Raw genomic sequence first — 23552 nt, forward strand, 5'->3', positions numbered from 1 at the left:
TGCAGGCAGGGCGCACCGATGAAAATTATGTTGCCTATATGCGACCCGAAAAGGCGATTGAACTGATCTATAGGCTTGGCCGCAACATAACCGTCTATGCAACATATTCGAACCATTCCCCTGCATAGAGCGCCGTTGCGTCGTCAGCGCGGCGGTGAACGCGCCCGGCATGGCGGTCGAACATGCGATACATCTGGTGGCGGTCGGCGATGCCCTGGAATACCTTGCGGATTGTGGGTGCGGTGGTCATATGCGGCTCCTTCGGGGTTATCGGACCGAAGTGCGGCACAGCCTTCTCGACCCTGCCTTCTTCCTCAGTCCTCTGTTACCCCTCCTCGACCGCCGGCATCGCGACCGGCCGGGTCAAGGGCCGGCTCCGCCGGGCGAAGCTTCCCTTGACGCGGGCGGCGCGCATCCGGCACGCCTCGCCTTTTTCCATTCCTCCCTTCTCTCCTTTTCCATCTTCGCCTTTTCCTGGAGCGCCTCGTTCCAGTCGTCCGCCGTGGGCCGCAACCGCTGCCAGGCGCAACCGGTGCTGTCGGCGAGGACGCGCAGACGCTCGGCAAATGTCTCGCCCTGATCATTTGCGTCAGTCGCCGCGACCAGCGTGGCGCCGGGACGCGACGCCAAGATCCGCAGGGCCGCATCGGTGAGGGGAGACCACCCCCCGCCGGTGCTGAGGTAGAGCGAACCCTCGCGGAGACCTTCGAAGGCCGCAAGGCTCATCGCGTCGATCGCCGCCTCCGTGACGCACAGGCGCAAGGCATCCCGCGCGCCAAGACGGAACAAGGTTTTCGAGCCGCCCGTCGAAAACCCGCGCCATTCCGGGCCGCGCTCCTCCCAGCCGCAGACAATGCCGCCATCGTCCGTGTGGGCCGCCCACATGCTGCCATATGGACCTTCGCGAAGCTGGTTGCTCATGATTGCCATTCGCAGCACGCTCGTCGGAAGGAAGCGCGAGCCGAAGAGATAGCGCCAAGTTGCGGACCCGCGCCATGGAACGCGTCGCGCCGACCATCGATCCGCAAGGCTCGTCGCTGCGGGCCGTTCGCGGGGTGCCTTCGCCCAGACCGGATCGCTGGTCTGGAAACCGACCAGAGACGCGACGCTTTCGACACCCTCGACAAAGTCGACATGATCAAGGCGTTGCACGAGCGCGAAGATATCGCCCTTGTCGTCGCTGAGCGGATCGAACCAGCCCTTCCCCTCATGCGTCACGATGACGATTTCGCCGCCCCGGCGAAACTTGACGGCCCGGCGCGTACTCTCCTTGACGTCGACGGCAAATCCGGCCCGCTCCAGAAGCGCACCGCAATTCACCTTCTCCTTCAACTCTCTGATTTTCTCTCTTTTCATGCCGATCCGGCCGCGCCAGCGGCCACCCCCTTCATTTCCCGTCCACACATTTGCGCAGCAGACCGACACCCGCCGCGCCAAGCGGCGGCTGCAAGGGCGCGGAAATCGGGGCGAGGGGAACCCGCGCCCCGCCGCGGCGCCGCTTCCCTTGCGGACGCCGCATGGATGCGGCACCTCAGAGGAGGGCAGGGCGGTCTCAGTGAGCCGGCCCGAAGTCGAAGGGATCGATCTCGTGGATCACGTCCACGTCGGCGTCGTCGAGCTCCTCGCTCGGCAGGACGCCGTACTCTCCAGCCGATCGGAACAAGGTCACCGGGACCATGAGCGTACGGGCGAGGTGAAAGGCATGTGATTGGGCGAGCGAGAGATCGTGCGACATGGTGAGGCTCCATCCGGGAGCGGGCCAATTCCCGCTCGATGGCGCCATGTTTGGTCCGGGGCGGGGCGCGATCACCGCGAAGGCGCATGCCGCAGCGGCCGTAGCTTGCTAACGGACCCCTTGCGGGTTGATCGTCATAGCCCCGCGCTGGACCAGGTCGCCATTCCAGAAGAGCGGGATTGGTCCGTTCCCTATGGAGGCGTCGGTTGCTGCACAGGCGTCGCGGCAGAACACATCTCCTCTCACCCGATATTGCTCGGGTTGTTCATCCCGAGGCCGGGATCTGCTCTCGGCTGGAATATGCCTGCCTTCCCCGCGAGAGCGGCGAGGTCAGCTATGGCACCATGGCTTTCGCCAGCCATCCCACCGGCGCACGAGGCCAAGCTCGATCAGAGTTTCTCCGACATCGCGTCTTTCCACGGCAACGCGCGCCAACTGGCGTCCGTAGCGGTCAAGTTTGCCACGGACCAATTCGATCCGGTGACCCGACACCTGGTTTGCCAGTTCGTCCTTCGCTTGCAGCGCTGCAACGCGTTCCGCGGCGCACGCTCCGTCAATCTCCGGCGCATCGATGTTCTCGATGCGGATCTTCTCGCGCCTGCCGGTCCCGTCGTGGACTGTGAAGGTATCGCCATCCCAGATCCAGAGCGTAACATCCTGGCAGGCGTCACGATCACAGACCGCTGCACCGACAATCGTGTGACGATTCGTTGAAGCCGAGGCGACGGCGAGCATCAACAATTGCGAAATCCCCACGGCCATGACGGCCCGAGTGAGCATCATGAGGTCTTTTTCGATACGAGATTGAAGAGCTGCGCAATGACGTCGGTGGCATAGACCTTTTCGCCGGCGCGTTCATAGCTGCTGTTGGACACGCGGGATTCCACGTAGACGAGATCGCCCTCTTCGACGTGCCCTTCGATCCATTCCGCCTGCTTCTTGTCCAGGACCGTGATCTGAACCCAGTCGGTGGCACTTTTGCGCTCTCCGTCCGACTGCCACTCGCGATTGGTCGCCACATTCACCTTCAACACGCCCTTCAGCGGCATGATGTTTCCGACGTGACCAAGCAAGGTATGCCGGTTAACCGTACGCATGGATTAAACCTTTCTTAATCGAGGAAAACCGTCTATCTGTTGAGCCCGAACCAATGCCGCTCGGTTTGCCCGGAAGTGTCATTCTTGATATCGAAATAGTATGGCTCTGACCTGAGCGGTCGGGATATGGAGACCGTTTGTATGCAGCTCCGCTGCCGATCAGAACTGTAGAGACCGTGCGTTCTGCCCTGGCAAATGTTGACTGTCTTGACGCAGAGATCGCCCTCTCGGGCGAATCCATTGCGGTCCCCCCTGCTTCCGACCTGATAGCCCTCCGGGCAATCCGCATATCGCTCGTGACCCGGCGAACCCGTTCCCGCCTCGGGGCAGGTTGGCCAGTCGAAGCCCGGCTTTTTCATCGCGGAGATAAGCCGGTTCATCGGCGGATGGCAGGCGGACACGCCCCGCCAGGACGGATTGGAAGACGAGGCGCACAGCAGCACTTCGCAGCCCCATTCGCTGGCAGTGGCGGGAGCGGGAAGGGCCGCGGCCGTCAGAAACAGTCCGAGGACGACATGGTGAGGCTTGGCTTTGGCGATCATCGTACTCTTCTCATCAAACACACTACGAGTAAATTATAGTTTATACGACGATGACGAGCAAGCGCAAGAAGGCAGACACCGAGCTTGGTACGAGGATCCTGCGAAACATGGCACGGGTCATGGAGCGCGAGCGGGAAAAACGCGGCCTCAACAAGAAAGAAATGGCCGAGCTGTGCGAAGTGACTTATCCCTTTTATTTTCAAATCCTTGAAGGAATAGCGAACCCCTCTTTGCAGACGATTACCCGCATCAGCATCAACCTCGATGTGCCCCTGCAAGAACTCATGAGCGGGTCCGCGCCTCTTTGATCGAAAATGCCGGGAATGTCGCTGCTCGCGCGGACTGAACCCGACTTCCTGCCAAAAACGGCTTGCCGAAAACATAAACTATATTTAATTTTCCGCCTCTGTATGATCGCTGGATGAACCGCAAGGTTTCCGGCGCAGGATTCGGGGCATATCGGCCATGCGTTATCTCTTAGCTTCAGGTCTCCTCGCGATCGCCACCGCTGCATATGCCGGTGAGAACCCGATGTGGCCAACGAGCCTGGCCTGGACGTGCCGGTTTTCCTCGGTCATCCGGTGTGAGCGTTCCGTCGATTGCGCCGCGGTTGCGGAGGAGGGGGAACTCGCCCTGGACTATCGCGAAAACCGCCTGACGGATCAGAAGGGCGCGGTTCATCCGATCAAGCGCCATTACGTCCAGACGGTGGTCGGCAGCCCGATCGGGAGCGAGGTGAAGATCGAGCTCGAAACGAATGACGTGATCTGGCTTTCGCCGGCCGACGGGGCGGGGGTGTTTTCGGACAACTGGATCGGAGTACTGCTCTCGCCGAAAGCGGGCGTCATCGTCCAAGAGCTTCGACCATTGGTTTGTCGACCAGTGAAATAAGGCTTGGTGGGAAGCCGCTTCCGGTTACGGCGGATTTCCTGCCGTCGCTTGCCTCATCCCTAGGTTCGATTTACTTGGGCCGAATCGGAAGAGGTCCAGTCGGCAGGCAGAGGTGAGGATGCTTCTGCGCCGCAGGGGAAGCTATGGGTCTATCATATGAGGCACGAAACACAGAAAGCCAGCAAGCCGTATTTCCGTTTTTCTCCCTTTACGGCAATACTGAAATATTTGTTGCGAATGCAACTTCTCGTCGTTAAAATTTCGATTCGGCGAGGCGGGGCACATGATCGAAACTCAAACCGGAACAGCGTCACAGACGGAGGCGAATGCCGACGACCTGCAGACTTTAAATTTTAAGGTGCCTCGCTCGTTCAAAAAGGCCTTCAAAATCTATGCGGTCGAGCATGGAATCAGCATGGTCGACCTTCTCCGCGAAGGCTTCGAACTCAGCAAAAAGCAGCGCAAATCGTGAGAAAAGCGAAGGCAGCCGTTGAGGAGACGTTGCGCGTCGAGCCCTCGTTGGCGACGGCGATCGATGCGCTTGCCCAGAACGGTAAGCTAATCGACGGCTTTATGGTCGTGGAAGGCTACTCGCCAGCAGGGCGCCCACCAGCCGAAGTCGTCGTCATGGAAAAGGCAGCCGAGTACGGCGCGACCGCAGTCTTCTTTGAAGCGGGAAGCGCAAGGCATCCCGGCCCGGCCCAAGCTTTCATCTATATCTCCAAAGGTTCTGCGAAGGACCCCGAGTTCGCTCGCCTCCATAAGCGTTTATGGAACTGGGGTGGTGTGCCTGTGGTCTATCGACACACGCCGGGTCTCGTTCAACTGTTTCGTTGCCGGCATGATGCAGATTTCCTCGACAAAAATGGTGCGCTCGTTTGTCGGCCGGTCGACTTCATCAGGCTAGCCGGAAAAATTGCGCGCGCAGAAGCCTACTGGAACGCGGAGCTTTTGCGCAACGGCACGATCTGGGATGATCCTGAAGTATCGGAGAAACTTTTATCCAGGGAGAAGGCCGCGCACCGGGCGCTCATCACCGCTATAGGCCTGCTCAATGCCAAACTGAAGAGAGGCGAACTCAACATTGCGCCAGAGTTGGTCCGTCGTCTTCTGATCCTTTCACTGCTTATTGCCTACCTCGATGAGAGGGGCGCACTTGGTGAAGGTTATTTCGGTAGTTTCCTACCAGGCGCATCTGGTTTCGCGGATATTTTGACGCAAGGAAGTGCGCTCGTTGCTCTTCTTGAAGATCTTGAATTAAAATTCAACGGCGGTGTTTTCTCGCTGGATGACGAACATAAGCTTGCCCTGAAGGACGGCCTCGATCTTTCCGGCTTCCAGCGCCTGATCGATGCTAAGGAAGATAAAGACGGTCAGCTTGATTTTTGGAAAAGATATTCCTTCAAAGATTTGCCCGTCGAGCTGATAAGCCATATCTACCAAATGTTTGTGAAGAATACGAAGAGTAGCGTATATACACCGCCTGCTCTCGTACGGCTGCTTTTGGACGAAGTACTCGACCCCGCGCGCCTCGATAAGATTGTCAACGATGGCGAGCTGCTTCTTGATCCAGCATGCGGTTCAGGGATATTTCTCGTAGAAGCTTATAAAAGGATCATTCTTCATTGGCGTAGCAAAAATAACTGGGGTCGTCCCTCTGTCGCCGTCTTAAAGGACTTGGTTCATCGCCTTCGCGGGACCGATCTAGAGCATGGTGCAGTGGAGCTTGCTGCCTTCAGTCTATCGCTTGCAATGTGCGACGAGCTTACCTCTGATGAGCTTGGACGCAGCAAAAAGCTATTTCCTCCCCTGATCGATAGGACAATTATTACAAGTTGCTTTTTTGAGCATCTTCAAAAAGACGGTTTCAAGGATAGGTTTGGTGTGGTCGTTGGGAATCCGCCGTTCGCGTCCGAACTCGACACTCCCGGCGCGATCGAGAGCTGCAAGCGGTATGATGAGGCCCATCAGTCTCTGCCCGATAAGCAGATAGCCTTCCTTTTCCTCCATGACAGCATGTCACTACTGGCTCCGGGTGGTGTCCTCTGCATGCTGCAGCAATATAATTTCCTCTATAACCCGGGTGCCGATGATTTTCGAAGGGAGTTCATCGCGAAGTGGGATCTCCGAGAGATCCTCGACTTTGTATCGATCCGCGGCTTGTTTGATGCAGCGGACACAAAAGCAATCGCAGTCGTGGCTGAAGCAAGCGAACCTACTGACGATCGTAAGGTTCTTCATGCAATTTTCCGACGAACACCTCGCGCGCGAGCAGATCTTCGTTTCGAAGTCGATTACTATGATCTTCAATGGCATCGCCGTGGTGATCTACTGAAGGACAGTGGCGTCGTCGTCTGGCGTGCGGGTCTCTTAGGCGGGGTGCGCGTTCAAGCTGTTGTCACGCGGCTGCGAATGTGTTCGACGCTTGGCGACTTTGCAGCCAAGCATCGCTGGGAGCACGGTGAAGGGTTCATCCAAGGAGACAAGGGCCGAGGCAGTATTGTCGACTACATTACCGGAAAGCAGTTTCTGCCATCGGAAGGCTTGACGGGGAATGGCGTCGAGACGGACCAGATTAAGGTGATGCCACGAGTTCCGATCGAAGTGCCGCGTAGGGCGGAAATTTTCCGACCTCCACTTCTTCTCGTTCGCGAACAAATGGACCTACATCATAGCTTTTGGGACAAAGGCGACCTTACCTATAAAGACCAGATCGTTGGATTCTCTGGTAAGGATCCACGCCCGCTTAAAGCTGCCTCGAAATGGCTTAACAAAAACAAACTTAAACTACAGGGGTTCGTCGCGGCAAATAGTACGAAGCTTTTCACGAAAAAGGCGACAGCGATCTCCTGCAAGGATATCTATGAGCTTCCATTCCCATCCAATGGCGATTTGGACCTAAGCGAAAACGAGTCAATCGTCCTAGACGACATAGCGCTCTACTATAGAGAGTTCATGCGTCATGGCTTCGCCTCGCCAGCTGGCAAGCCGCCGACCGGAATCGATGCGTTTCGCTCGCTCCTTTGCTCTCAGATCAATGCAATTTATCGCGACAATCAACTAGTCCCACTCGAATCGCAAACTTGGCCGGGGATGAGGTGCGAACTCTTTGCATTCGGAAAGGCCAACGTCGATCTGGGCGGAATGTCAGATCTGAAGGAGCACGTCGAAGCACTTCTGCATGAAAAGCGAGGCACAAGTCTAGCGATGACCCGCATTGCGCGAATTTACGATCGAAAGTTTGTCTATCTGATCAAACCCGACAGGGAACGTTACTGGTTAAAATCAATCGCACTGCGAGATGCAGATGACCTTCTCTTTGATCTTCGCGGCCAGGGTTTTTGATGCTCGCTGACGATCCTTCAGGCGCTGCAACTGGCGCATTCGACACCGATATGCATCTACCTGGAACGTTCCTGCGTGAGATGATGCAATTCGTACTATCTTGCCTTCCACTATGGCGGGACGACCCCATTCGCCGAAAAAATGTAACGAGCGAAACGACGTTGACGAGCCAGTTGTGCAAATTTCTAAACAACCATACCCGGCGCGCCAAACTCGACCATATCAATTTTCAACCTGAGGATCCGGATACAGCAAAAGGGGGGAGGACAATTGATCTGATAGCTTCCCCGAAAGGCTGCTCTATTTGGATCAACGGCCGCCAGCATACATATTATGATCCCCTAATTCCTATCGAATGTAAAAGGCTTCCAACTCCAGACCTTAAAAAGCGAGAACGGCGCGAGTATCTTCACACCAGAAGGTCGACAACCGGTGGCGTTCAGCGATTTATGGCTGGCCTTCACGGCGGAAATTACGAAACCGCGGCTATAATTGGCTATGTTCAATCGCGAACTTCTGACGCTTGGATGGAAACCTTGAACCATTGGGTGAAGGCCTTTGTCGCTTGCACCGTAAAACCATGGACAACCGCGGATTCCATAGCAATCGAGCACCACGATGCAGTGGCCCGTACCATTTTGGGTAGATCATCACATAACCGTGTTGGGCGCCCGCCAATTGAGCTGTGGCACTTGCTGGTTGAAATGTAGGTTGTCAAGGAAACGGCTGGGGACCCTGCAAACACAGAAAGTCTTTCATCGCACGATTCGTTATGTTATAATATATCGCATAAGTTCTATTATGGAACCTACCGCTCAATGGCGGGCAGGCGAGGTCACTCTCCAGGGTTTTCTTTCGCCCGTGACGCTGCTACGTTCATTATATGTTCCGGTCATCCTTTGCGCTTCGATCTTGGGATGTATCCTCTTTTTTCGAGCTATAGACAGATGGCAGCGACATATCTGGAAAAACTAAATGATCGCCAGCGCGAGGCGATCGAGCATGGCATAGGCCTGGCCGACGGTTCAGTTGGCGGGCCACTGCTCATCATCGCCGGCGCCGGGAGCGGCAAAACCAATACGCTGGCCCACCGCGTCGCACATCTGATCGTCAATGGCGCCGATCCGCGTCGCATCCTCCTGATGACCTTTTCGCGACGCGCGGCGGCGGAGATGGGGCGCCGCGTGCAGCGGATCTGCCGGCAAGTGCTCGGCGACAATTCGGCCGTCATGGCGGACGCCATGGCCTGGGCCGGCACCTTCCACGGCATCGGTGCGCGGCTCTTGCGGATGTATGCTGAGCAGATCGGCCTCAACGTCGACTTCACGATTCATGACCGTGAGGACAGCGCGGACCTTATGAACCTCGTCCGCCACGAGCTTGGCTTCTCGAAGATGGAAACCCGGTTTCCAACCAAGGGCACATGCCTTGCTATCTATTCGCGCGTAGTCAATTCGGAAAGCTCGATCAACGAGGTTCTGAAATCGTCCTATCCCTATGTGATGGGCTGGGAGGAGCAGGTGAAGCAACTTTTCGCCGGCTATGTCGAGGCGAAACAGGCGCAGAACGTGCTCGATTACGACGACCTGCTGCTCTACTGGGCGCAGGTCATGTCCGACCCCGAGCTTGCCGACGACATCGGCGGCCGGTTCGATCACGTCCTTGTCGACGAATACCAGGACACCAACCGCCTGCAGGCGTCAATTTTGATGGGTCTCAAGCCCGGCGGCCGCGGCCTGACAGTCGTCGGCGACGATGCCCAGTCGATCTATTCGTTTCGAGCGGCGACGGTGCGCAATATCCTCGATTTCCCGAAGAAGTTCTCACCAAAACCGGCCGACGTGATCACGCTCGATCGCAATTATCGCTCAACGCAGCCGATCCTCGCGGCGGCCAACGGCGTGATCGATCTTGCCCGCGAGCGTTTCACGAAGAACCTCTGGACGGATCGGAAATCCGAACAAAAGCCGATGCTCGTCACCGTCAAGGACGAGACCGACCAGGCCAACTACATTGTCGAGCAGGTGCTGGCGAACCGCGAAGTCGGCATGACCTTAAAGCAGCAGGCGGTGCTCTTCCGGACATCGAGCCATAGCGGTGCGCTGGAGGTGGAGCTCACGCGTCAGAATATCCCGTTCGTGAAGTTCGGCGGCCTGAAGTTCCTCGACAGCGCGCATGTGAAAGACCTCCTGGCAACGTTGCGCTTTGCGCAGAACCCGCGAGACCGCGTCGCCGGCTTCCGCCTCCTGCAGATGCTGCCGGGCATTGGTCCGCAGACGGCCGGCAAGATCCTCGACACGATCGCGGCCGATCCCGAACCACTCCAATCGCTTGCGGAGATCCCGCCGCCGCCCAAGACGGGTGAGGATTGGCCCGCCTTTGTCACCTTGCTCACAGCCCTCCGCAAAGTCGAGGGCGGATGGCCTGGAGAAATCGGCCTCGCACGTCTCTGGTACGAACCGCATCTCGATCGCATTCACGAGGATGCCGATACCCGCAAGGCCGACCTCATCCAGCTCGAGCAGATCGCCGGTGGATATCCCAACCGCGAACGCTTCCTCACCGAACTGACGCTTGACCCGCCGGATGCCACCAGTGGCCAGGCCGGCGTGCCCCTGCTCGACGAGGACTATCTGATCCTCTCGACAATCCATTCCGCAAAGGGGCAGGAATGGCGCGCCGTTTACATGCTTAACGTCGTCGACGGCTGCATTCCCTCGGATCTCGGCACAGGCACGACCGCGGAACTCGAGGAGGAGCGCCGGCTGCTCTATGTCGGGATGACGCGGGCGCGCGACAAACTCACCCTTCTCACGCCGCAACGGTTCTTCACGCACGGACAGAACGCCCAAGGCGACCGTCATGTCTATGCGTCGCGGACGCGCTTCATCCCGGCCACGCTCCTGCAGTTCTTCGAGGGGACGAGTTGGCCAAAGGTCTCGGCGGCCGCCAGCGAGCGCAGCGCCAAGCAGATCCGCATCGATGTCACCGCGCGCATGCGATCGATGTGGAAATGACATGAGCGCGGACGGCGACAACCCGATAAGGAAGATCATCCATGTCGATATGGATGCCTTCTATGCGTCGGTCGAACAGCGCGACAATCCAGAGCTTCGCGGAATGCCAGTCGCCGTCGGTGGCTCAGCAGCGCGCGGCGTCGTTGCCGCGGCGAGCTACGAGGCGCGCGCCTTCGGCGTTCGATCGGCCCTGCCATCGGTAACGGCGAAAAGGCGCTGCCCGGACCTGATTTTTGTGCCGCCGCGCTTCGACACCTATCGCGCGGTCTCCGCTTAAATTCGCGAGATCTTTGCCGAACACACAGACTTGATTGAACCGCTCTCCTTGGACGAAGCCTATCTGGACGTGACCGAAAACAAGCAGGGAATTCCAATCGCCACCGAGATCGCGACAATCATCCGGGCGCGCATCAAGGAGGTCACTGGCCTCAACGCATCCGCCGGCATCTCCTATTGCAAATTCTTGGCGAAAATGGCCTCGGACCTCAACAAGCCCAATGGCCAAGCAGTAATTTTACCGAAGAATGGTCCGGGGTTTGTTGAAGCGCTCGCGGTCAAGAAATTCCACGGCGTCGGGCCGGCGACAGCCGCCAAGATGGAGCGGCTTGGCATCCTGACCGGTGCGGATCTCAAGGCAAAATCGCTTTCCTGGCTACAGGAGCATTTCGGTAAGTCGGGTGCTTGGTACTACAATATCTCCCGCGGCATCGATAACCGGGCCGTGCAACCGGATCGGCCGCGCAAGTCCGTTGGCGCCGAGGACACCTTCATTGTCGACATTGTCGATCTCGCCGCCGCCCGCGCCGAAATCCCACCGCTTGCCGCCAAGGTCTGGCGTCATTGCGGTGCCAAGGGCCTCCATGGGCGGACCGTGACGCTGAAAGTCAAATATGCCGACTTCCAGATTATCACCCGCAGCAGGACGACGTCGACGTCGATCGGCCGGCTTGATGATCTCGAAGCAATCGCGCAATCGCTCCTTGAGCCGTTGTTCCCTACGCCAAAAGGCATACGCCTGCTCGGCATCACGCTATCGTCTTTCATGGATGACGAGGAAACCGCGGCGGACCAATTGGAGTTGCAGATCTAGCCGCGCCTCCAGTCTGCAGTCGAAATCCGGACGCAGCGCCTTACATTGCAAATGCAGCGCGCCGCGAGGTGCTGTAGATGCTGATCATTCGGAGGAGCCATGTGCAACGATTACCGGCTAATGGTCGAACTGGCCTCGGTCATCGAGGAGTTCGAGCATCGCAAGATCAAGATCCGCTTTCCCGAGGGGCGTCCCAATATCGAGGCGCGCGAGGATATCAAGATCACCGATACTGCGCCGATTGTCCGGACTATCGAAGGCGAGCGCGGAGCCGGGGAACTGGTTCAGCGCCGGTGGAGCTGGCCGAGCCCGACGAGAAAACCGGTCTATAACTTTCGCTCTGAGGGCCGCGAGTTCGCCTCCAACCGCTGCCTCATCGTCGCCGATGGCTTCTACGAGTTCACCGCGCCGGCCGACCCGAAGAAGAAGCGGAAGGACAAGTGGCTGTTCCGCAAGACCGGCGAGCCCATCTTTGCCATTGCCGGCATCTGGCGCGAGACCGAGGACGTCGGCGAGGCGTTCACCATGCTGACGATGGAACCGGGGCCGGATATCGCTCCCTACCATGACCGTCAGATCGTCATTCTCGAACAGGAGAGTTGGGCCGATTGGCTCGATAGTTCGGTTTCCGCAAAGGCGTTGATCAAACCGCTTCCGAAAGGCTCCTTATCGGTGGAGCAGGTGGGGTAGATCGGTCCGATCGGAAAACAAGGCCGTTCAGCCTGAGACGGCAACATACGCCGGGCGCTTCCCATCTTCTCTCGGGCCCCTATTGCGGGCGGGAATCGCCCCATCCCGAGCTCTCGGCAGTAGTCCTCCGCAGCGCGTATCGCCTCCCGCTGGTTTGGAAAGGGGCTTTGAGGAACCCTGATTTGCCGCGCAACTGGATGAACACGCCCTTGCTGAGGACGTCGTACAGAATCTGCATGCCATCTTCGTATTTCACGATATCATATCCCGGTGGTCGTTCGGCACGAGAGAGCGCCGAGGCGGGCGGCATGAAATCATCCGTCGCGGTCCCCGGCGTGCTCAACTGTAAACGTGGCTGCAAACCCGTCGCACGGCCGCTTGTTCCCAGACGAACTGTGATTTGGGGGGTAAGAAAATGAGCAACGGTATCTTTGCACCCGACGAGCTTTCGACAATGAAGGACGTTTACGAGGAGATCACTTCGCAACCATGGTTCAGCCGAGATCCCGAGGCGAGAAGGGCGTTTGCGCGATATCTGCTCGACGCCTATCCAGGCGGGACCTATCGACCGGGCCTTGATCGACCGCTCCTCGAATCCATCGCCCGTGAGCACTACGGTCGTCGCGATCCCTGAGGGCTCGTCTCGGCGATCGCCGCGAGCGGACCTTTTAATTTCCACCACCTGTTTCCCGGAACGATCATCGATCGTCGTAAGGAGACTGCGTGAAGATTGCCACCTACAATGTCAACGGCGTGATTGGCCGGCTACCGGTGCTGCTTCGATGGCTGAAGGAGGACGCGCCGGATGTGGTCTGCCTTCAGGAACTCAAGGCAACGGACGAGACTTTTCCGCGGCGCGAGCTGCAGAACCTCGGTTACGAGGGCATATCGCACGGCCAGAAAAGCTCGAACGGCGTAGCGATACTTGCCAAGGGCACGCTTCCGGTTTTGACACGCCGCGAACTCCCGGGCGATCCCGACGATACGCACAGCCGCTATATCGAAGCAGCCATCAACGGGATCCTTGTCGGCTGCCTCTATCTCCCGAACGGCAATCCCGCGCCCGGCCCGAAGTTCGACTACAAGCTGCGCTGGTTCGAGCGCCTGCATGCCTATGCCGCCGAGCTAATCGACCTCGATATTCCGGCCCTGCTGGTCGGCGACTACAATGTGATGCCGACCGATCTCGACGTTTATGCACCGGAGCGCTGGCGCGATGACGCATTGTTTCGCCCGGAGGTTCGCGAGGCCTATGGCGATCTCGTCGCGCAAGGGTGGATGGATGCGATCCGTCATCTCCATCCCGATGAGCGCATCTACACATTCTGGAAATATTGGAGACATTCCTTCGAGCGCGATGCAGGGCTGCGGATCGATCATTTCCTGCTCAGCCCGACCATCGCACCGTGGCTGAGGTCGGCCAGTGTCCGACGCACGCCGCGAAGCTGGGAGCACACCAGCGATCACGCCCCCGTCATGATCGAGATCGATCTGCCGGCGGATGCGGATTAGGCGGGCGGCTGAGAAACCATCCGTCTCTCGCGTGACCGTGCTGTCCGCCTTGCCTCACGCAGTTCCTCGATGGTGGGGAGCCACCAACCTCGTTGACGCTCCCTTTCCGTCGGCTCGACCTTTGACGCCCACGTGTGGATAAGCTCTTCGAGCGAGGGAACGCGCCAGGCTCCCCAGACGCGATCACCGTGAAAGTCCGGATAGAGATCGCTGATCTCACCTGGGTCGACGAGCTCACCGGTGACGTCGTCCACGACGATGATACCATAGAGCGCGGTCGCGACCGGACGATCCAGTGGCGGCAGATCCTCGGCCGGAAGCGGGATGCGTCTCCGCTTTCGCTCGGCTGTGCGACGGCGGGCTATTCTTTCTTCATCGGTGCCCTTGCGCGCTTCGGCGCGCTTGCGCCTTTCCTCTGGCTCGCAGCGCTGCGCCTCCGCTTCAATGGCCTGCCAGTGATCGACAAGATCGTCATAGGAAGAAAAGGGCACGCGCCAGGCCTTTTCGGCGCCGTCCCACCGGGCGAAGGGAACTTGCCGGATTTCCTCGACGAGTTTGCGCGAATAGGGCGTCCTAACGCGAAACCCGTCCCTGTCGACGCTGAGATAGGGGCTGAGGATTGGTTCGAAGGCATAGGCGTCCCTCCCCTTCGCTTCGGCATAGGGGTCGAGGCGGGATTGCTCTCTCGCCATCCAGCGATCGATGCGTCGGCGGGCCGTCTTGCCAGGGAGGATCCACGCCTTTCGCCGGTCACTCCAGCGAGCCCGCGGGAACGTCTCGCGAAACCGCTGCACCGTCATCCGGTCGAACGGGAACGCGACGGCGGCATGCTCGCCGTCCTCTTCGGCCTTATGGCCGATCTCGCGTTCCTCGTCCATGGCGTCACCGTGCTCAGGATAGCAGGCACTCAGTGCTTTGTATGCCGATCGCCCCGGTCGCCTTCACCGGGCTTGGCCTCGGTTTTCGCCTTGTGGCGGCGGTCGGCGGACAGGGATCGTCCGACATTGACGCTTTCCTTGAACTGGCCCTTCTCGTCACGACGGACATAGCGCCTGTCGGTTCCGGTATCGATGGTCTCACGCTTCGTCATTACAATATTCCTTTCCGGTGGTGGTCCGGGAAGAACGCACGGAACGGCAAGAAAGATGCAGCGAATCAAGGACATATTGCAGACTCGCAATGAGGGAGGCGCGCCGCCCCTAAGTCATTGATTTCCGATTCATTTTTGAATCGGAACAAATTCGCAAGTGATTCGCTTGACTCGCGTTGGTTGCGTCGAGTCGGGAGTTTCGAGATGGCCCAGCGTGCTCAGTGGAAAGGCTTCATCAAATTCGGCGAGGTGAGCTGTGGCGTCGGTCTATACACGGCGGCGAGCACCTCCGAGCGCATCTCCTTCCACACGATCAACAAAAAGACCGGCAACCGCGTCAACCGCATCTTTATCGACAGCGATACCGGCAAGGAAGTCGACCGCGAGGACCAGACCAAGGGCTTCGAGATCGAGAATGGCCAATACATCATGATCGATCCCGAGGAGGTCGCTGCGACGATCCCGGAAAGCAACAAGACGCTGACGGTCGAAGCCTTCATTCCCTGCGCCGGCGTCGACGACGTCTATTTCGACAAGCCGTATTATCTCGTGCCGACCGATCGGGTCTCCTCCGATGCCTTCACTGCGCTGCGCGACGCTATGGAGAAATCCAAAGTCGCTGCGGTGGGGCGCACTGTCCTGTTCCGCCGAATACGGACGGTGCTGATCCGTGCGCATGGCAAGGGGATGATCGCCACGACCATGCAATACGACTACGAGGTTCGCTCGTCGGATAAGGCGTTCGAAGAGATGCCAAAACTGAAGATCAAGGGCGAGATGCTGGATCTTGCGAAGCATATCATCGCGACGAAGAAAGGGACCTTCGATCCGGCCGAATTCGACGATCGTTACGAAGCGGCAGTTGCCGAGCTGGTGAAAGCGAAGATCGAAGGCAAGGCGTTGCCGAAGCGCAAGGAGGTCAAGGTCTCGAAACCCGACGACCTGCTGGCCGCGTTGCGCGAGAGCGCGAAGATGCTCAAGGCCGGCGACGACAAGCCGAAGCGCGCCGCCGCCAATGCCAACAAGGGCACCGGTCGCAAGCCGGCAGCCCGGTCGGCGGCCTCGAAGGCGCGCAGCCCGGCCGCCGCGCAGCGTAAAGCTGGTTGAGGAGAGAACTCATGGCACCGCGCCCTTATTGGAAAGGCTATCTGAAGCTCTCTCTCGTCACCTGCCCTGTGTCCATGTCGCCGGCGACGTCGGAGAGCGAGAAGGTCCGCTTCCACACCTTGAACAAGGCGACCGGCAACCGTGTCGCCTCACAATATGTCGATGCCGTCACCAGGAAGCCCGTCAAATACGACGACGAGGTGAAGGGTTATGCCCGCGGCGAGAACGACTACGTGCTCCTCACCGACGACGATCTCGACGCCGTCGCCCTTGATACGGTCAAGACCATCGACATCGAGAAATTCGTGCCACGCGACAGCATCGAATGGATTTATCTGGAAAAGCCGCATTATCTGGTGCCGGAGGATCCGGTCGGTCATGAGGCGTTCGCCGTCATTCGCGACGCGATGGCGGCCGACAAGGTGTTCGGCGTCTCCAAGCTGGTGATTGGCCGGCGCGAGCGCGCCGTCGTGCTCGAACCGCGCGGCGAGGGCATCGTGCTCTGGACGCTGCGTTTCGGCGACGAGGTTCGGCCGGAGGAATCCTATTTCGAGGATATCGACGATAAGGCCGACCCCGAGCTTATTCCGTTGGTGCAGAAGTTCATCAAGCAGCACACGAAGGAATGGTCGCCCGACATGGTATCCGACCCGGTGCAGGACGCCCTGCTCGATATCATCGCCAAAAAGAAGAAGGCGCTGAGACCATCGCGAAAGGGCAAGGCCAAGGGCGACGACCGCCCGTCGGGCGGGAATGTCATCGACATCATGGATGCGCTGCGCAAGAGTCTCGCCGCAGGCGAGAAAGGCAAGCGTGCATCCTGAATTCTTCGCGCAAGGCACCTATGTTCGGACTCTCCGCATGTGATGGACACCGATGAAACGAAAGCGCCAATCCGCCATCCCCCTTTACGACGAGTCCCGCGAGACGCTGCAGTCGCGTCCGGTGCGCAAGCGCCACCCCGAGCAGCCGAGCCTGCCGTTCGATCCGATGCCCGACCGCGTTGAGCCATGCCTCGCCCTGCTCCGGTCGACGCCGCCGGAAGGCCCTGACTGGCTGTACGAACTCAAATGGGACGGCTATCGCCTGGCCATTCATATCGAGCCGAAGGGCGTGCGGATCATCACACGCGGCGGCCATGACTGGACCCACCGCTTTCCCGTGATCGCCGCGGACGCCAGGAAACTTGGCGTGGGGACCGCCATCCTCGATGGCGAAGCCGTTGTCCTCAACAAGGCGGGTCATTCGGATTTCGGAGCGCTGCAGCGCTCGCTTGGTGGGCGCGGCGGAAAGCGCGCCTCGACCGAAGCAGTGTTCTTCGCCTTCGACCTCCTCTATTTCGACGGCCACGATCTGGCCAGGACCGAGCTCGCCGTCCGCCGGCATCTGCTCGAAGACTTCCTCGACGGAACGGTTGGCGCGGTGCAGCTCTCGGAGGAAGCTCATGGCGGCGGAACGGAGCTTCTGGCAAACGCCTGCAGAATGGGTCTTGAGGGCATCATCGCCAAGCATCGCGATCGTCCTTATCGGTCCGGCCGCACCGGCGACTGGATCAAGATCAAGTGCATCCAGAGCGAGAGCTTCATGATCGTCGGCTACGAGCAGTCGGAAGCGGCACGCGGCGGCATCGGGAGCCTGTTGCTGGCGGCTCGCAAGGGCGACGGCTGGGTGTCGGTCGGCTCGGTCGGGACGGGCTTCAAGACCGCCGACGCCGAATATCTGCGCAAGACGCTCGACAAGCTCAAGACCAAAAAGCCGGTCGTGCCTCTGAAGGGAAAGAACTACGTCTTCGCCCAGCCGACGCTCATCGCCGAGATCGAGTTTAGAGGCTGGACCGACGACGGCAATCTACGCCACGCCTCCTACAAGGGGCTGCGCGAAATCCAGGACAATGCCGCGGTGTTCGATAGGGCCGCGGCGGGCGGCCGCCGCTGATCATCGCTGCCGATCCAGATCGGCGTGATCGAGTCCGAAGTGATCGAGCACCAGTTGCAGATTGCGCCGATTGGATTTGAAGTAGACGTCGAAGACGTCGCCGAGCACCGGCACGCTTCCGGCAACCGTATCGAAGCCCACATTGACCAGCATCCTGAAGAGCGTCTCCTTCGGCACGCCGAGACGGCGTGCCTCGTTGACGATGAAGAGGCTGACAGCGGCAGCGCCGAAGTCGCCGATGCCGGGGATCAGGCCAAGAACGGAGTCGGCGCCAAGCGAGACGCCCGTGCCCGGAATTCTCAAGGCGGTATCCATCAACCTGGCCAAGCCCCGTATCCGGCGAAGACGCATCAAGTGATCGATCGGGATGTCATGCTTCATGCCGGATCGCGATCCCCCTGCCCTGTCCCGCGCTCATGCAGCGGCCTTTTGCTTGCCGAGCCGCTTGATGGCTTGATCCAACGGACGCTGTCCATCGCAATAATCCTCCCAGGCTGCCGTTTTCTTCAGAAGCGCCGGGACCGTGCGGATCGTGAAGCGCTTCGGATCGAGGTCGGATTTGACCTGCGTCCAAGTGAGCGGCATCGAGACGGTGGCGCCCGGCCGCGCGCGCGGTGAAAGCGGCGCCACGGCGGTCGCCATGCGATCGTTGCGCAGGTAGTCGAGGAAGATCCGCCCACCGCGCAGGCTCTTGGTCATCTTGATCAGATATAGGTCCGGATTGTCGCGGGCCATCTCCTGGCAGACGTCATGCGCAAAACCCTTGGCCTCCGCCCAGGACAGCGGCTTGCGTTTGTTGATGGCGAGCGGTGTGACGACATGGAGCCCCTTGCCGCCGGTGGTCTTGCAGAAGCTGATGAGACCGAGATTGTCCAGCCGGTCGCGCATCTCGCGCGCGGCAGCGACGACCGTGGAGAAATCCACGTCAGGACCGGGATCCAGATCGAAGACGAGGCGGCCCGGCACCTCCGGCTGGCCGGGCTCGCAGTTCCAGGGATGCAGTTCGATGCCGCCGATCTGGGCGATGGCGACCAGCCCTTCGACGCGATCGACCTGCAAATACGGCTTCTTGTCGCCGAAGACCTTGACCAGTTCCAGCAGGTTCGACGTGCCGGGCATGGCGTGCCGCTGGAAGAACTGCTCGCCGCCGATCCCGTCGGGCGCGCGAATGATCGAACATGGCCGGCCCTTCACATGGTCGATGAGCCAGGAACCGACGGCCTCGTGATAACGGGCGAGATCTTCCTTGGTGACCGGCTCGCCATCGCCGGCGTCCGGCCAGAGCGGCTTGTCGGGATTGGAGATGAGCACGCCCATGACCTCGGCTTTTGCGCCCTTGCGGCGGCTGGGCTTTTCCTTTGCGACGGCCGCCGGGTCTGGTGTCTCGGCCTTGATAGGCGAAGAAGGTTTCTCGGCCTCGACCTCCGCCGCCGGTTTATCTTCCCGCAGGCCCTTGAAGGCTGCCTGGCGCACAAGGCCGTCCGCAGTCCAGCCGGCGAACTCGATCTCGGCGACGAGTTCGGGTTTCAGCCAGACGACTTCTTTTTCCTTCTTTGGCGCACCGATCCCGGTGAAGGGAGATGTGTCCGTCTCCACGGCTTTCAGCATGGGCAGCAGCGTCCCGACGGTCTTGGCGCCATAGCCCGTTCCCACCCGGCCGACATAGACGAAATGGTTCCCGCGGTTAACGCCGACCAGCAGCGAGCGGAATTTGCCGTTTGTCTTGGCGTAGCCGCCGATCACGACCTCGTGGCCCGCCCGGCATTTTGATTTCGCCCAGGTGTCGGTGCGGCCGGATCGGTAGGGCGCGTCCGCCTGCTTGGAGACGATGCCCTCCAGCGAGAGCTTGCACGCGGACCGCAGCACCGCATCGCCCCCGGTTTCGAAATGCTCCACGAAGCGCAGATGCGGGTCGTCGGTGGCATCTCCGAGAAGATCTCGCAGCCGCGATTTCCGCTCGGTCAGCGGTTTTTCCCGTAAATCCTCGCCGCCGTCGAACAGCAGGTCAAAGGCGAAATAAACGAGGTTACCTGTGTTCTTCTCCGACAATGCCGCCTGTAGCGCGGCGAAGTCAGGGGCACCATTGTCGTCGAGGGCACAGATCTCGCCATCGATGATGCAGTCGGGAAGCGACGTGGCAACCTCGGCGATCTCGGGATATCTGGCGGTCCAGTCCAGGCCCTTGCGGGTCTTCAGCGTCACCTTCCCGTCGGAGACCCGCATCTGGATGCGATAGCCGTCGAACTTGATCTCGTGCAGCCAGCTGTCGCCGGCGGGCGGGCGGTCCAGCGTCTCGCAAAGCTGCGGCGGGATGAAGTCGGGCAGGTCGGCGGCCGTGGAAGTCGCAACATCTTTGAGGGTCTTCTTCTTCCGCTCATCAGCGGCGAGGCCGTGCTTGCTATCCCAGACGGCATCTGCCTCGACATCGCCGCTCGCCATGATGAACGGCTTCGGCTTGCGGCCCTTGCCGGCGGCGATCTGATCCATCGTGCGCCCGGATGCGACGGAGGTCATGTTCTCATCGAGGATTGCCGCGCCGTTCTCTCCCACCGAATGGTCGTCATGGTGCTTGATCAGCAGCCAATTGGTGCGCTTGCCACCGTCGCGGTCGTGACGCATCCGAACGAGCACGAAGCTTCCGTGCAGCCGCTTGCCGTGCAGCACGAACTTGAAGTCGCCCTTCTTCATCGCCTCTTCCGGCGACTTGCCGCCCTCCGGCTCCCAGTAGCCCCGATCCCAGAGCATGACCGTGCCGCCACCATATTGGCCCTTCGGGATCGTGCCTTCGAAATCACCATAGTCGAGCGGGTGGTCCTCGACCTCGACCGCGAGCCGCTTGTCGCTCGGATCGAGCGACGGCCCCTTGGTTACCGCCCAGGATTTGAACACGCCGTCGAGTTCGAGGCGGAGATCGTAATGGAGCCGGGTGGCATCGTGCTTCTGGATGATGAAACGTAGCCGGTTCGACGGTTTGACCTCGGTCGATCCGCTCGGTTCCTGCGTCTGCCTGAAATCCCGCTTCTTCTTGTAGGTTGAGAGCTTGTCAGCCACCATCATCGACCTCGTTCGATTTCGCATTGCCGATCCCGACAGAAGGTCAGGCCACGTCGAGACGAAAACCCCCCGCGAAGGATTCTTGTTCCCGCCGCGCCGCGCATGTCAGGTTGCGAGTATCTCGCGTGGCGAATATGCTCGCGGTCGGCGAAACGCCGCTCAGCTTACGAGGATCTTCATGGCGATTGGTACGGTCAAGTTTTTCAATCAGGACAAGGGTTTCGGGTTCATCACGCCCGACGACGGCGGACAGGATGTCTTTGTCCATGTCTCCGGCGTGATCGCCGGCGGGCCCCTGCGCGACGGTTCGAAGGTCAGTTATGACCTCGGCCAGGACCGCAAGACCGGCAAGTCGAAAGCGGAAAACGTTCGCGCGCTCTGATCGACGCGGCAAGGGCGGCGGCTAGTCGATGCCCCCGCCGAGCAATTCAGGGGTAACGGGATCTGGCTCGCCGGCAAAGAAGCGCTCGAGGGCCAGACGAAACCTCTCGCCCTCCTCGCCGGCAGCTTTGCTGAACGGCGTCATCGACGAGCGGAATTTTAGGTCATCAGGCGAGCCGAAAATCTCATGGGCGGAACGGCCGGCTACCCCGAGCACCGCATCGACCGCTCGCGCCAATCTGTTGGCCAGCACGGGATGCCGGAGATAGTAGCAGGCCTCCGCGATAGAGGAAATTCCATAGAAGTTCGCAGTCGGAGACCGCCGCAGCGCGCCCGCGTCCTCATGCTTCGGGGGAATTGGCGCGCGCCCATGCCTCTGGACGCCTGCCCTTGATAATCTGCTCGATTTGCGATCGACATTCTTCCGGGTAGAATGTGACGGGGTTGCGGGACAGGCAAACAAAGACGGTCGCCATATCGGCGGCGATTACCTCGTCCACGCCGAATAGCTCCGTGAGGTCGAACCCGCCATGAGTGTCTGCGTTCCACCATGCCAGGATGAAGTTGGCCACCTTGCGAGATTGGCCGGTGTCGCCGCGACCGATCTTCAGCAGTCGCTCGAAAGCGGCGCGCTCATGTGCACTCATCCCCATATTTGCCCCTCCGTCACGTCTTGATTATTTACAGCAGAACTTAGGACTTTCGCTACAACCATGAGACAATTCGTTCCGTTATACGTGCACCTCATCGATCCTTAAAAATTTAAACTACCGCTTGAGCTCCTCCTTTATGAAATCGCCGATATGACTCGGCGTCAACGTCCGGTTTCGGAGTCCTTCTGCGATCGCCCCACGATTTCTTTGAATTTCGCTCGTTGTGCTGGCGTCTAAGACTTCATGTCTTCGGCCAGTTCGTCAAGCTCGGCTTGACGCTCGATTTCGCTTGCGGCGATCTCTTCATCGTAGTCTTTCTGGACTCGGGCAAGATACCCCTCACGCTGCGCATCGGCAGTGTCGCGCTGGTGATAAGCCTGCGCCATCGCTCTGGTATGGAACGTTTTGTATTGCTCTAGAGGTGCTGGCCATGGGGTGCGACCAGGAGACGCTCGCATGTGGCCTACCTCTTTCAGAACGTCGGCCTCGACCTTCGATAGTTGGGCATCGGCCTCTTCGAGATCACGATAATTTCGGTCCCGCTGCGCTGGCAGTTTCTCTAGCCTCTCCCGGATGCGAGCCATGTTCGTTTGCACTGGATACGAATCCACGCCGTGGCCCGGATAATATTTTTGAGCGAATGCCGCAGGGTCGCGCGCAAACTCGTTCCAACGCGCTTCATATTGCAGGGCGTTGAACTCCGTCGCGTCGATCCAACCTCTCGCCTCCTGGACTTTCATTTGCGCAGCCCGGATGCGGGCAGCTAGCCTCTTAGGAATGGGAGGCAATGACAAAGGTAGCTCCATCTCATCGAGAGTGATTTAAAGGCACAACAATAGAAGTTCTTCAAAATTGCGATTTCGTTCATGGGTCTTTGGGCCGGGATGCCGCTAGTAATCGTTTAAGCTGCGCATCCATTCGAGCATCGCGCTCCCCGAAGGTGATCGCGAATTGCTCTCCAGTTGGGCTGTTTACAAGTGCAGCCAGATTGCGAAGGTTAAGGTGAAGTTGCTCGACGCGAGGCATGAGCGGACGCAAGACCTTCGCGTCAACTCGAACAAGTCGACCGGCGAACTCGCCTGAACCGATTTCCCAGCGCACGAGGGTACGCTCTGGGCCAAAGCGGATAATTGGATTGTGTGCCCAGGTATTGCGCACGTCTGCGAGGATCTCAACCTCCGTCATGAGCGCATTGAAAGGGCCGGCGAGTTCCGCATGCAATTTGGCATGGAGCGTCTCGCGGACAAGGCGGACCCGTTGCTTTAGACCGGCCGTCTGCTTGTAAAATTCTTTCCGGCGCTTCACCTCGCTTCCAGGTTTTCCAAGAATATACAGAGTGAAGAGATCGACCTCGATGTAAGCTGTCCAGGCCATCATCTCACCGAGAAGGGCGATCTCGTCATTGGGAATGTC

25 protein-coding genes and 2 pseudogenes are annotated in these 23552 nt (G+C 59.4%); 13 read left to right on the forward strand and 14 right to left on the reverse strand.

Features of this window, described 5'->3' with window-relative positions; translation table 11 throughout:
* Positions 1–106 precede the first annotated feature (106 nt).
* The 6 genes and pseudogenes from FFS37_RS30885 to FFS37_RS30910 form a co-directional block, all read right to left on the reverse strand.
* A pseudogene (locus tag FFS37_RS30885) lies at positions 107–250 on the reverse strand (DUF1419 domain-containing protein); the annotation flags it as partial.
* Positions 251–363: 113 nt separating this feature from the next.
* On the reverse strand, positions 364–1437 hold the full coding sequence (locus tag FFS37_RS30890) for a DUF3991 and toprim domain-containing protein (RefSeq protein ID WP_332313029.1): 1074 nt from the start codon (positions 1435–1437) through the stop codon (positions 364–366).
* A 115-nt stretch (positions 1438–1552) separates the two neighbouring features.
* The gene (locus tag FFS37_RS30895) at positions 1553–1735 is read right to left on the reverse strand and encodes a hypothetical protein (protein ID WP_137934740.1); all 183 of its coding nucleotides are present in this window, start codon (positions 1733–1735) and stop codon (positions 1553–1555) included.
* Between the two features lie 330 nt (positions 1736–2065).
* On the reverse strand, positions 2066–2518 hold the full coding sequence (locus tag FFS37_RS30900; protein ID WP_210240494.1) for a thermonuclease family protein: 453 nt from the start codon (positions 2516–2518) through the stop codon (positions 2066–2068).
* Complete coding sequence (locus FFS37_RS30905; protein WP_171026489.1) at positions 2515–2784, reverse strand: single-stranded DNA-binding protein; 270 nt, start codon at positions 2782–2784, stop codon at positions 2515–2517. The genes FFS37_RS30900 and FFS37_RS30905 overlap by 4 nt, the downstream gene beginning before the upstream one ends.
* Positions 2785–2864: 80 nt before the next feature.
* Positions 2865–3374, reverse strand: a complete 510-nt coding sequence (locus FFS37_RS30910; protein WP_137934742.1) for a hypothetical protein — start codon at positions 3372–3374, stop codon at positions 2865–2867.
* Positions 3375–3481: 107 nt separating this feature from the next.
* Here FFS37_RS30910 and FFS37_RS30915 point away from each other — a divergent pair, with 107 nt between their 5' ends.
* The 9 genes and pseudogenes from FFS37_RS30915 (at position 3482) to xth (ending at position 13919) form a co-directional block, all read left to right on the forward strand.
* Positions 3482–3682, forward strand: coding sequence for a helix-turn-helix domain-containing protein (locus FFS37_RS30915; RefSeq protein ID WP_232375837.1), 201 nt, complete (start codon positions 3482–3484; stop codon positions 3680–3682).
* 157 nt (positions 3683–3839) lie between these two features.
* A complete protein-coding gene (locus tag FFS37_RS30920) occupies positions 3840–4265 on the forward strand; it encodes a hypothetical protein (RefSeq protein WP_137934744.1) in 426 nt (141 codons plus the stop codon).
* 283 nt (positions 4266–4548) lie between these two features.
* Positions 4549–4737, forward strand: coding sequence for a hypothetical protein (locus FFS37_RS30925; protein ID WP_137934745.1), 189 nt, complete (start codon positions 4549–4551; stop codon positions 4735–4737).
* Complete coding sequence (locus FFS37_RS30930) at positions 4734–7610, forward strand: Eco57I restriction-modification methylase domain-containing protein (RefSeq protein WP_137934746.1); 2877 nt, start codon at positions 4734–4736, stop codon at positions 7608–7610. Before FFS37_RS30925 ends, FFS37_RS30930 begins: the two co-directional genes overlap by 4 nt.
* Positions 7611–8557: 947 nt before the next feature.
* Positions 8558–10627 carry an ATP-dependent helicase gene (locus tag FFS37_RS30935; protein WP_137934747.1) on the forward strand — a complete coding sequence of 690 codons (2070 nt, stop codon included), beginning with the start codon at positions 8558–8560 and terminating at the stop codon, positions 10625–10627.
* A 1-nt stretch (position 10628) separates the two neighbouring features.
* A pseudogene (dinB, locus tag FFS37_RS30940) lies at positions 10629–11717 on the forward strand (DNA polymerase IV).
* A 99-nt stretch (positions 11718–11816) separates the two neighbouring features.
* Positions 11817–12407 carry an SOS response-associated peptidase gene (locus FFS37_RS30945; RefSeq protein ID WP_137934748.1) on the forward strand — a complete coding sequence of 197 codons (591 nt, stop codon included), beginning with the start codon at positions 11817–11819 and terminating at the stop codon, positions 12405–12407.
* 415 nt (positions 12408–12822) lie between these two features.
* Positions 12823–13041, forward strand: a complete 219-nt coding sequence (locus tag FFS37_RS30950) for a hypothetical protein (RefSeq protein WP_137934749.1) — start codon at positions 12823–12825, stop codon at positions 13039–13041.
* Between the two features lie 89 nt (positions 13042–13130).
* Positions 13131–13919, forward strand: a complete 789-nt coding sequence (gene xth, locus FFS37_RS30955; protein ID WP_137934750.1) for an exodeoxyribonuclease III — start codon at positions 13131–13133, stop codon at positions 13917–13919.
* Here the strand turns inward: xth and FFS37_RS30960 are convergent.
* Together FFS37_RS30960 and FFS37_RS30965 are read right to left on the reverse strand one after the other, a co-directional pair.
* Complete coding sequence (locus FFS37_RS30960) at positions 13916–14797, reverse strand: hypothetical protein (protein ID WP_137934751.1); 882 nt, start codon at positions 14795–14797, stop codon at positions 13916–13918. The genes xth and FFS37_RS30960 overlap by 4 nt on opposite strands.
* Before the next feature lie 29 nt (positions 14798–14826).
* Positions 14827–15009, reverse strand: coding sequence for a hypothetical protein (locus tag FFS37_RS30965; RefSeq protein WP_137934752.1), 183 nt, complete (start codon positions 15007–15009; stop codon positions 14827–14829).
* A 204-nt stretch (positions 15010–15213) separates the two neighbouring features.
* Here FFS37_RS30965 and ku (FFS37_RS30970) point away from each other — a divergent pair, with 204 nt between their 5' ends.
* From ku (FFS37_RS30970) to ligD (FFS37_RS30980), 3 genes are read left to right on the forward strand one after another with little or no spacing between them, the layout of a single operon-like run.
* A complete protein-coding gene (ku, locus tag FFS37_RS30970) occupies positions 15214–16116 on the forward strand; it encodes a non-homologous end joining protein Ku (RefSeq protein ID WP_137934795.1) in 903 nt (300 codons plus the stop codon).
* 11 nt (positions 16117–16127) lie between these two features.
* Positions 16128–16940: a non-homologous end joining protein Ku gene (gene ku / locus FFS37_RS30975; RefSeq protein WP_137934753.1), complete on the forward strand. Its 813-nt coding sequence runs from the start codon at positions 16128–16130 to the stop codon at positions 16938–16940.
* Between the two features lie 52 nt (positions 16941–16992).
* Positions 16993–18051 (forward strand): non-homologous end-joining DNA ligase, encoded by a 1059-nt coding sequence (gene ligD, locus FFS37_RS30980; RefSeq protein ID WP_137934754.1) that lies wholly within the window; start codon positions 16993–16995, stop codon positions 18049–18051.
* On the opposite strand, the gene FFS37_RS30985 is transcribed toward ligD (FFS37_RS30980), so the two are convergent.
* Positions 18052–18432, reverse strand: coding sequence for a DUF4112 domain-containing protein (locus FFS37_RS30985; RefSeq protein WP_137934755.1), 381 nt, complete (start codon positions 18430–18432; stop codon positions 18052–18054).
* Positions 18433–18465: 33 nt separating this feature from the next.
* Complete coding sequence (gene ligD, locus FFS37_RS30990) at positions 18466–21105, reverse strand: DNA ligase D (protein ID WP_137934756.1); 2640 nt, start codon at positions 21103–21105, stop codon at positions 18466–18468.
* 178 nt (positions 21106–21283) lie between these two features.
* On the opposite strand from ligD (FFS37_RS30990), the gene FFS37_RS30995 reads away from it, so the two are divergent.
* Positions 21284–21487, forward strand: a complete 204-nt coding sequence (locus FFS37_RS30995; RefSeq protein ID WP_137934796.1) for a cold-shock protein — start codon at positions 21284–21286, stop codon at positions 21485–21487.
* A gap of 21 nt (positions 21488–21508) precedes the next feature.
* Here the strand turns inward: FFS37_RS30995 and FFS37_RS31000 are convergent, their stop codons facing one another.
* The 4 genes from FFS37_RS31000 to FFS37_RS31015 all read right to left on the reverse strand — a co-directional run bounded on the left by FFS37_RS31000 (position 21509) and on the right by FFS37_RS31015 (position 23513).
* Positions 21509–21844, reverse strand: a complete 336-nt coding sequence (locus tag FFS37_RS31000; RefSeq protein ID WP_210240496.1) for a DUF1810 family protein — start codon at positions 21842–21844, stop codon at positions 21509–21511.
* The gene (locus FFS37_RS31005; protein WP_332313042.1) at positions 21828–22139 is read right to left on the reverse strand and encodes a DUF7673 family protein; all 312 of its coding nucleotides are present in this window, start codon (positions 22137–22139) and stop codon (positions 21828–21830) included. Before FFS37_RS31005 ends, FFS37_RS31000 begins: the two co-directional genes overlap by 17 nt.
* Before the next feature lie 233 nt (positions 22140–22372).
* Positions 22373–22879 carry a hypothetical protein gene (locus FFS37_RS31010; protein ID WP_137934758.1) on the reverse strand — a complete coding sequence of 169 codons (507 nt, stop codon included), beginning with the start codon at positions 22877–22879 and terminating at the stop codon, positions 22373–22375.
* Positions 22880–23003: 124 nt separating this feature from the next.
* A complete protein-coding gene (locus FFS37_RS31015; protein ID WP_137934759.1) occupies positions 23004–23513 on the reverse strand; it encodes a hypothetical protein in 510 nt (169 codons plus the stop codon).
* Positions 23514–23552: the final 39 nt, after the last annotated feature.

Source organism: Mesorhizobium comanense, from assembly GCF_005503535.1.
Classification (GTDB): domain Bacteria; phylum Pseudomonadota; class Alphaproteobacteria; order Rhizobiales; family Rhizobiaceae; genus Mesorhizobium; species Mesorhizobium comanense.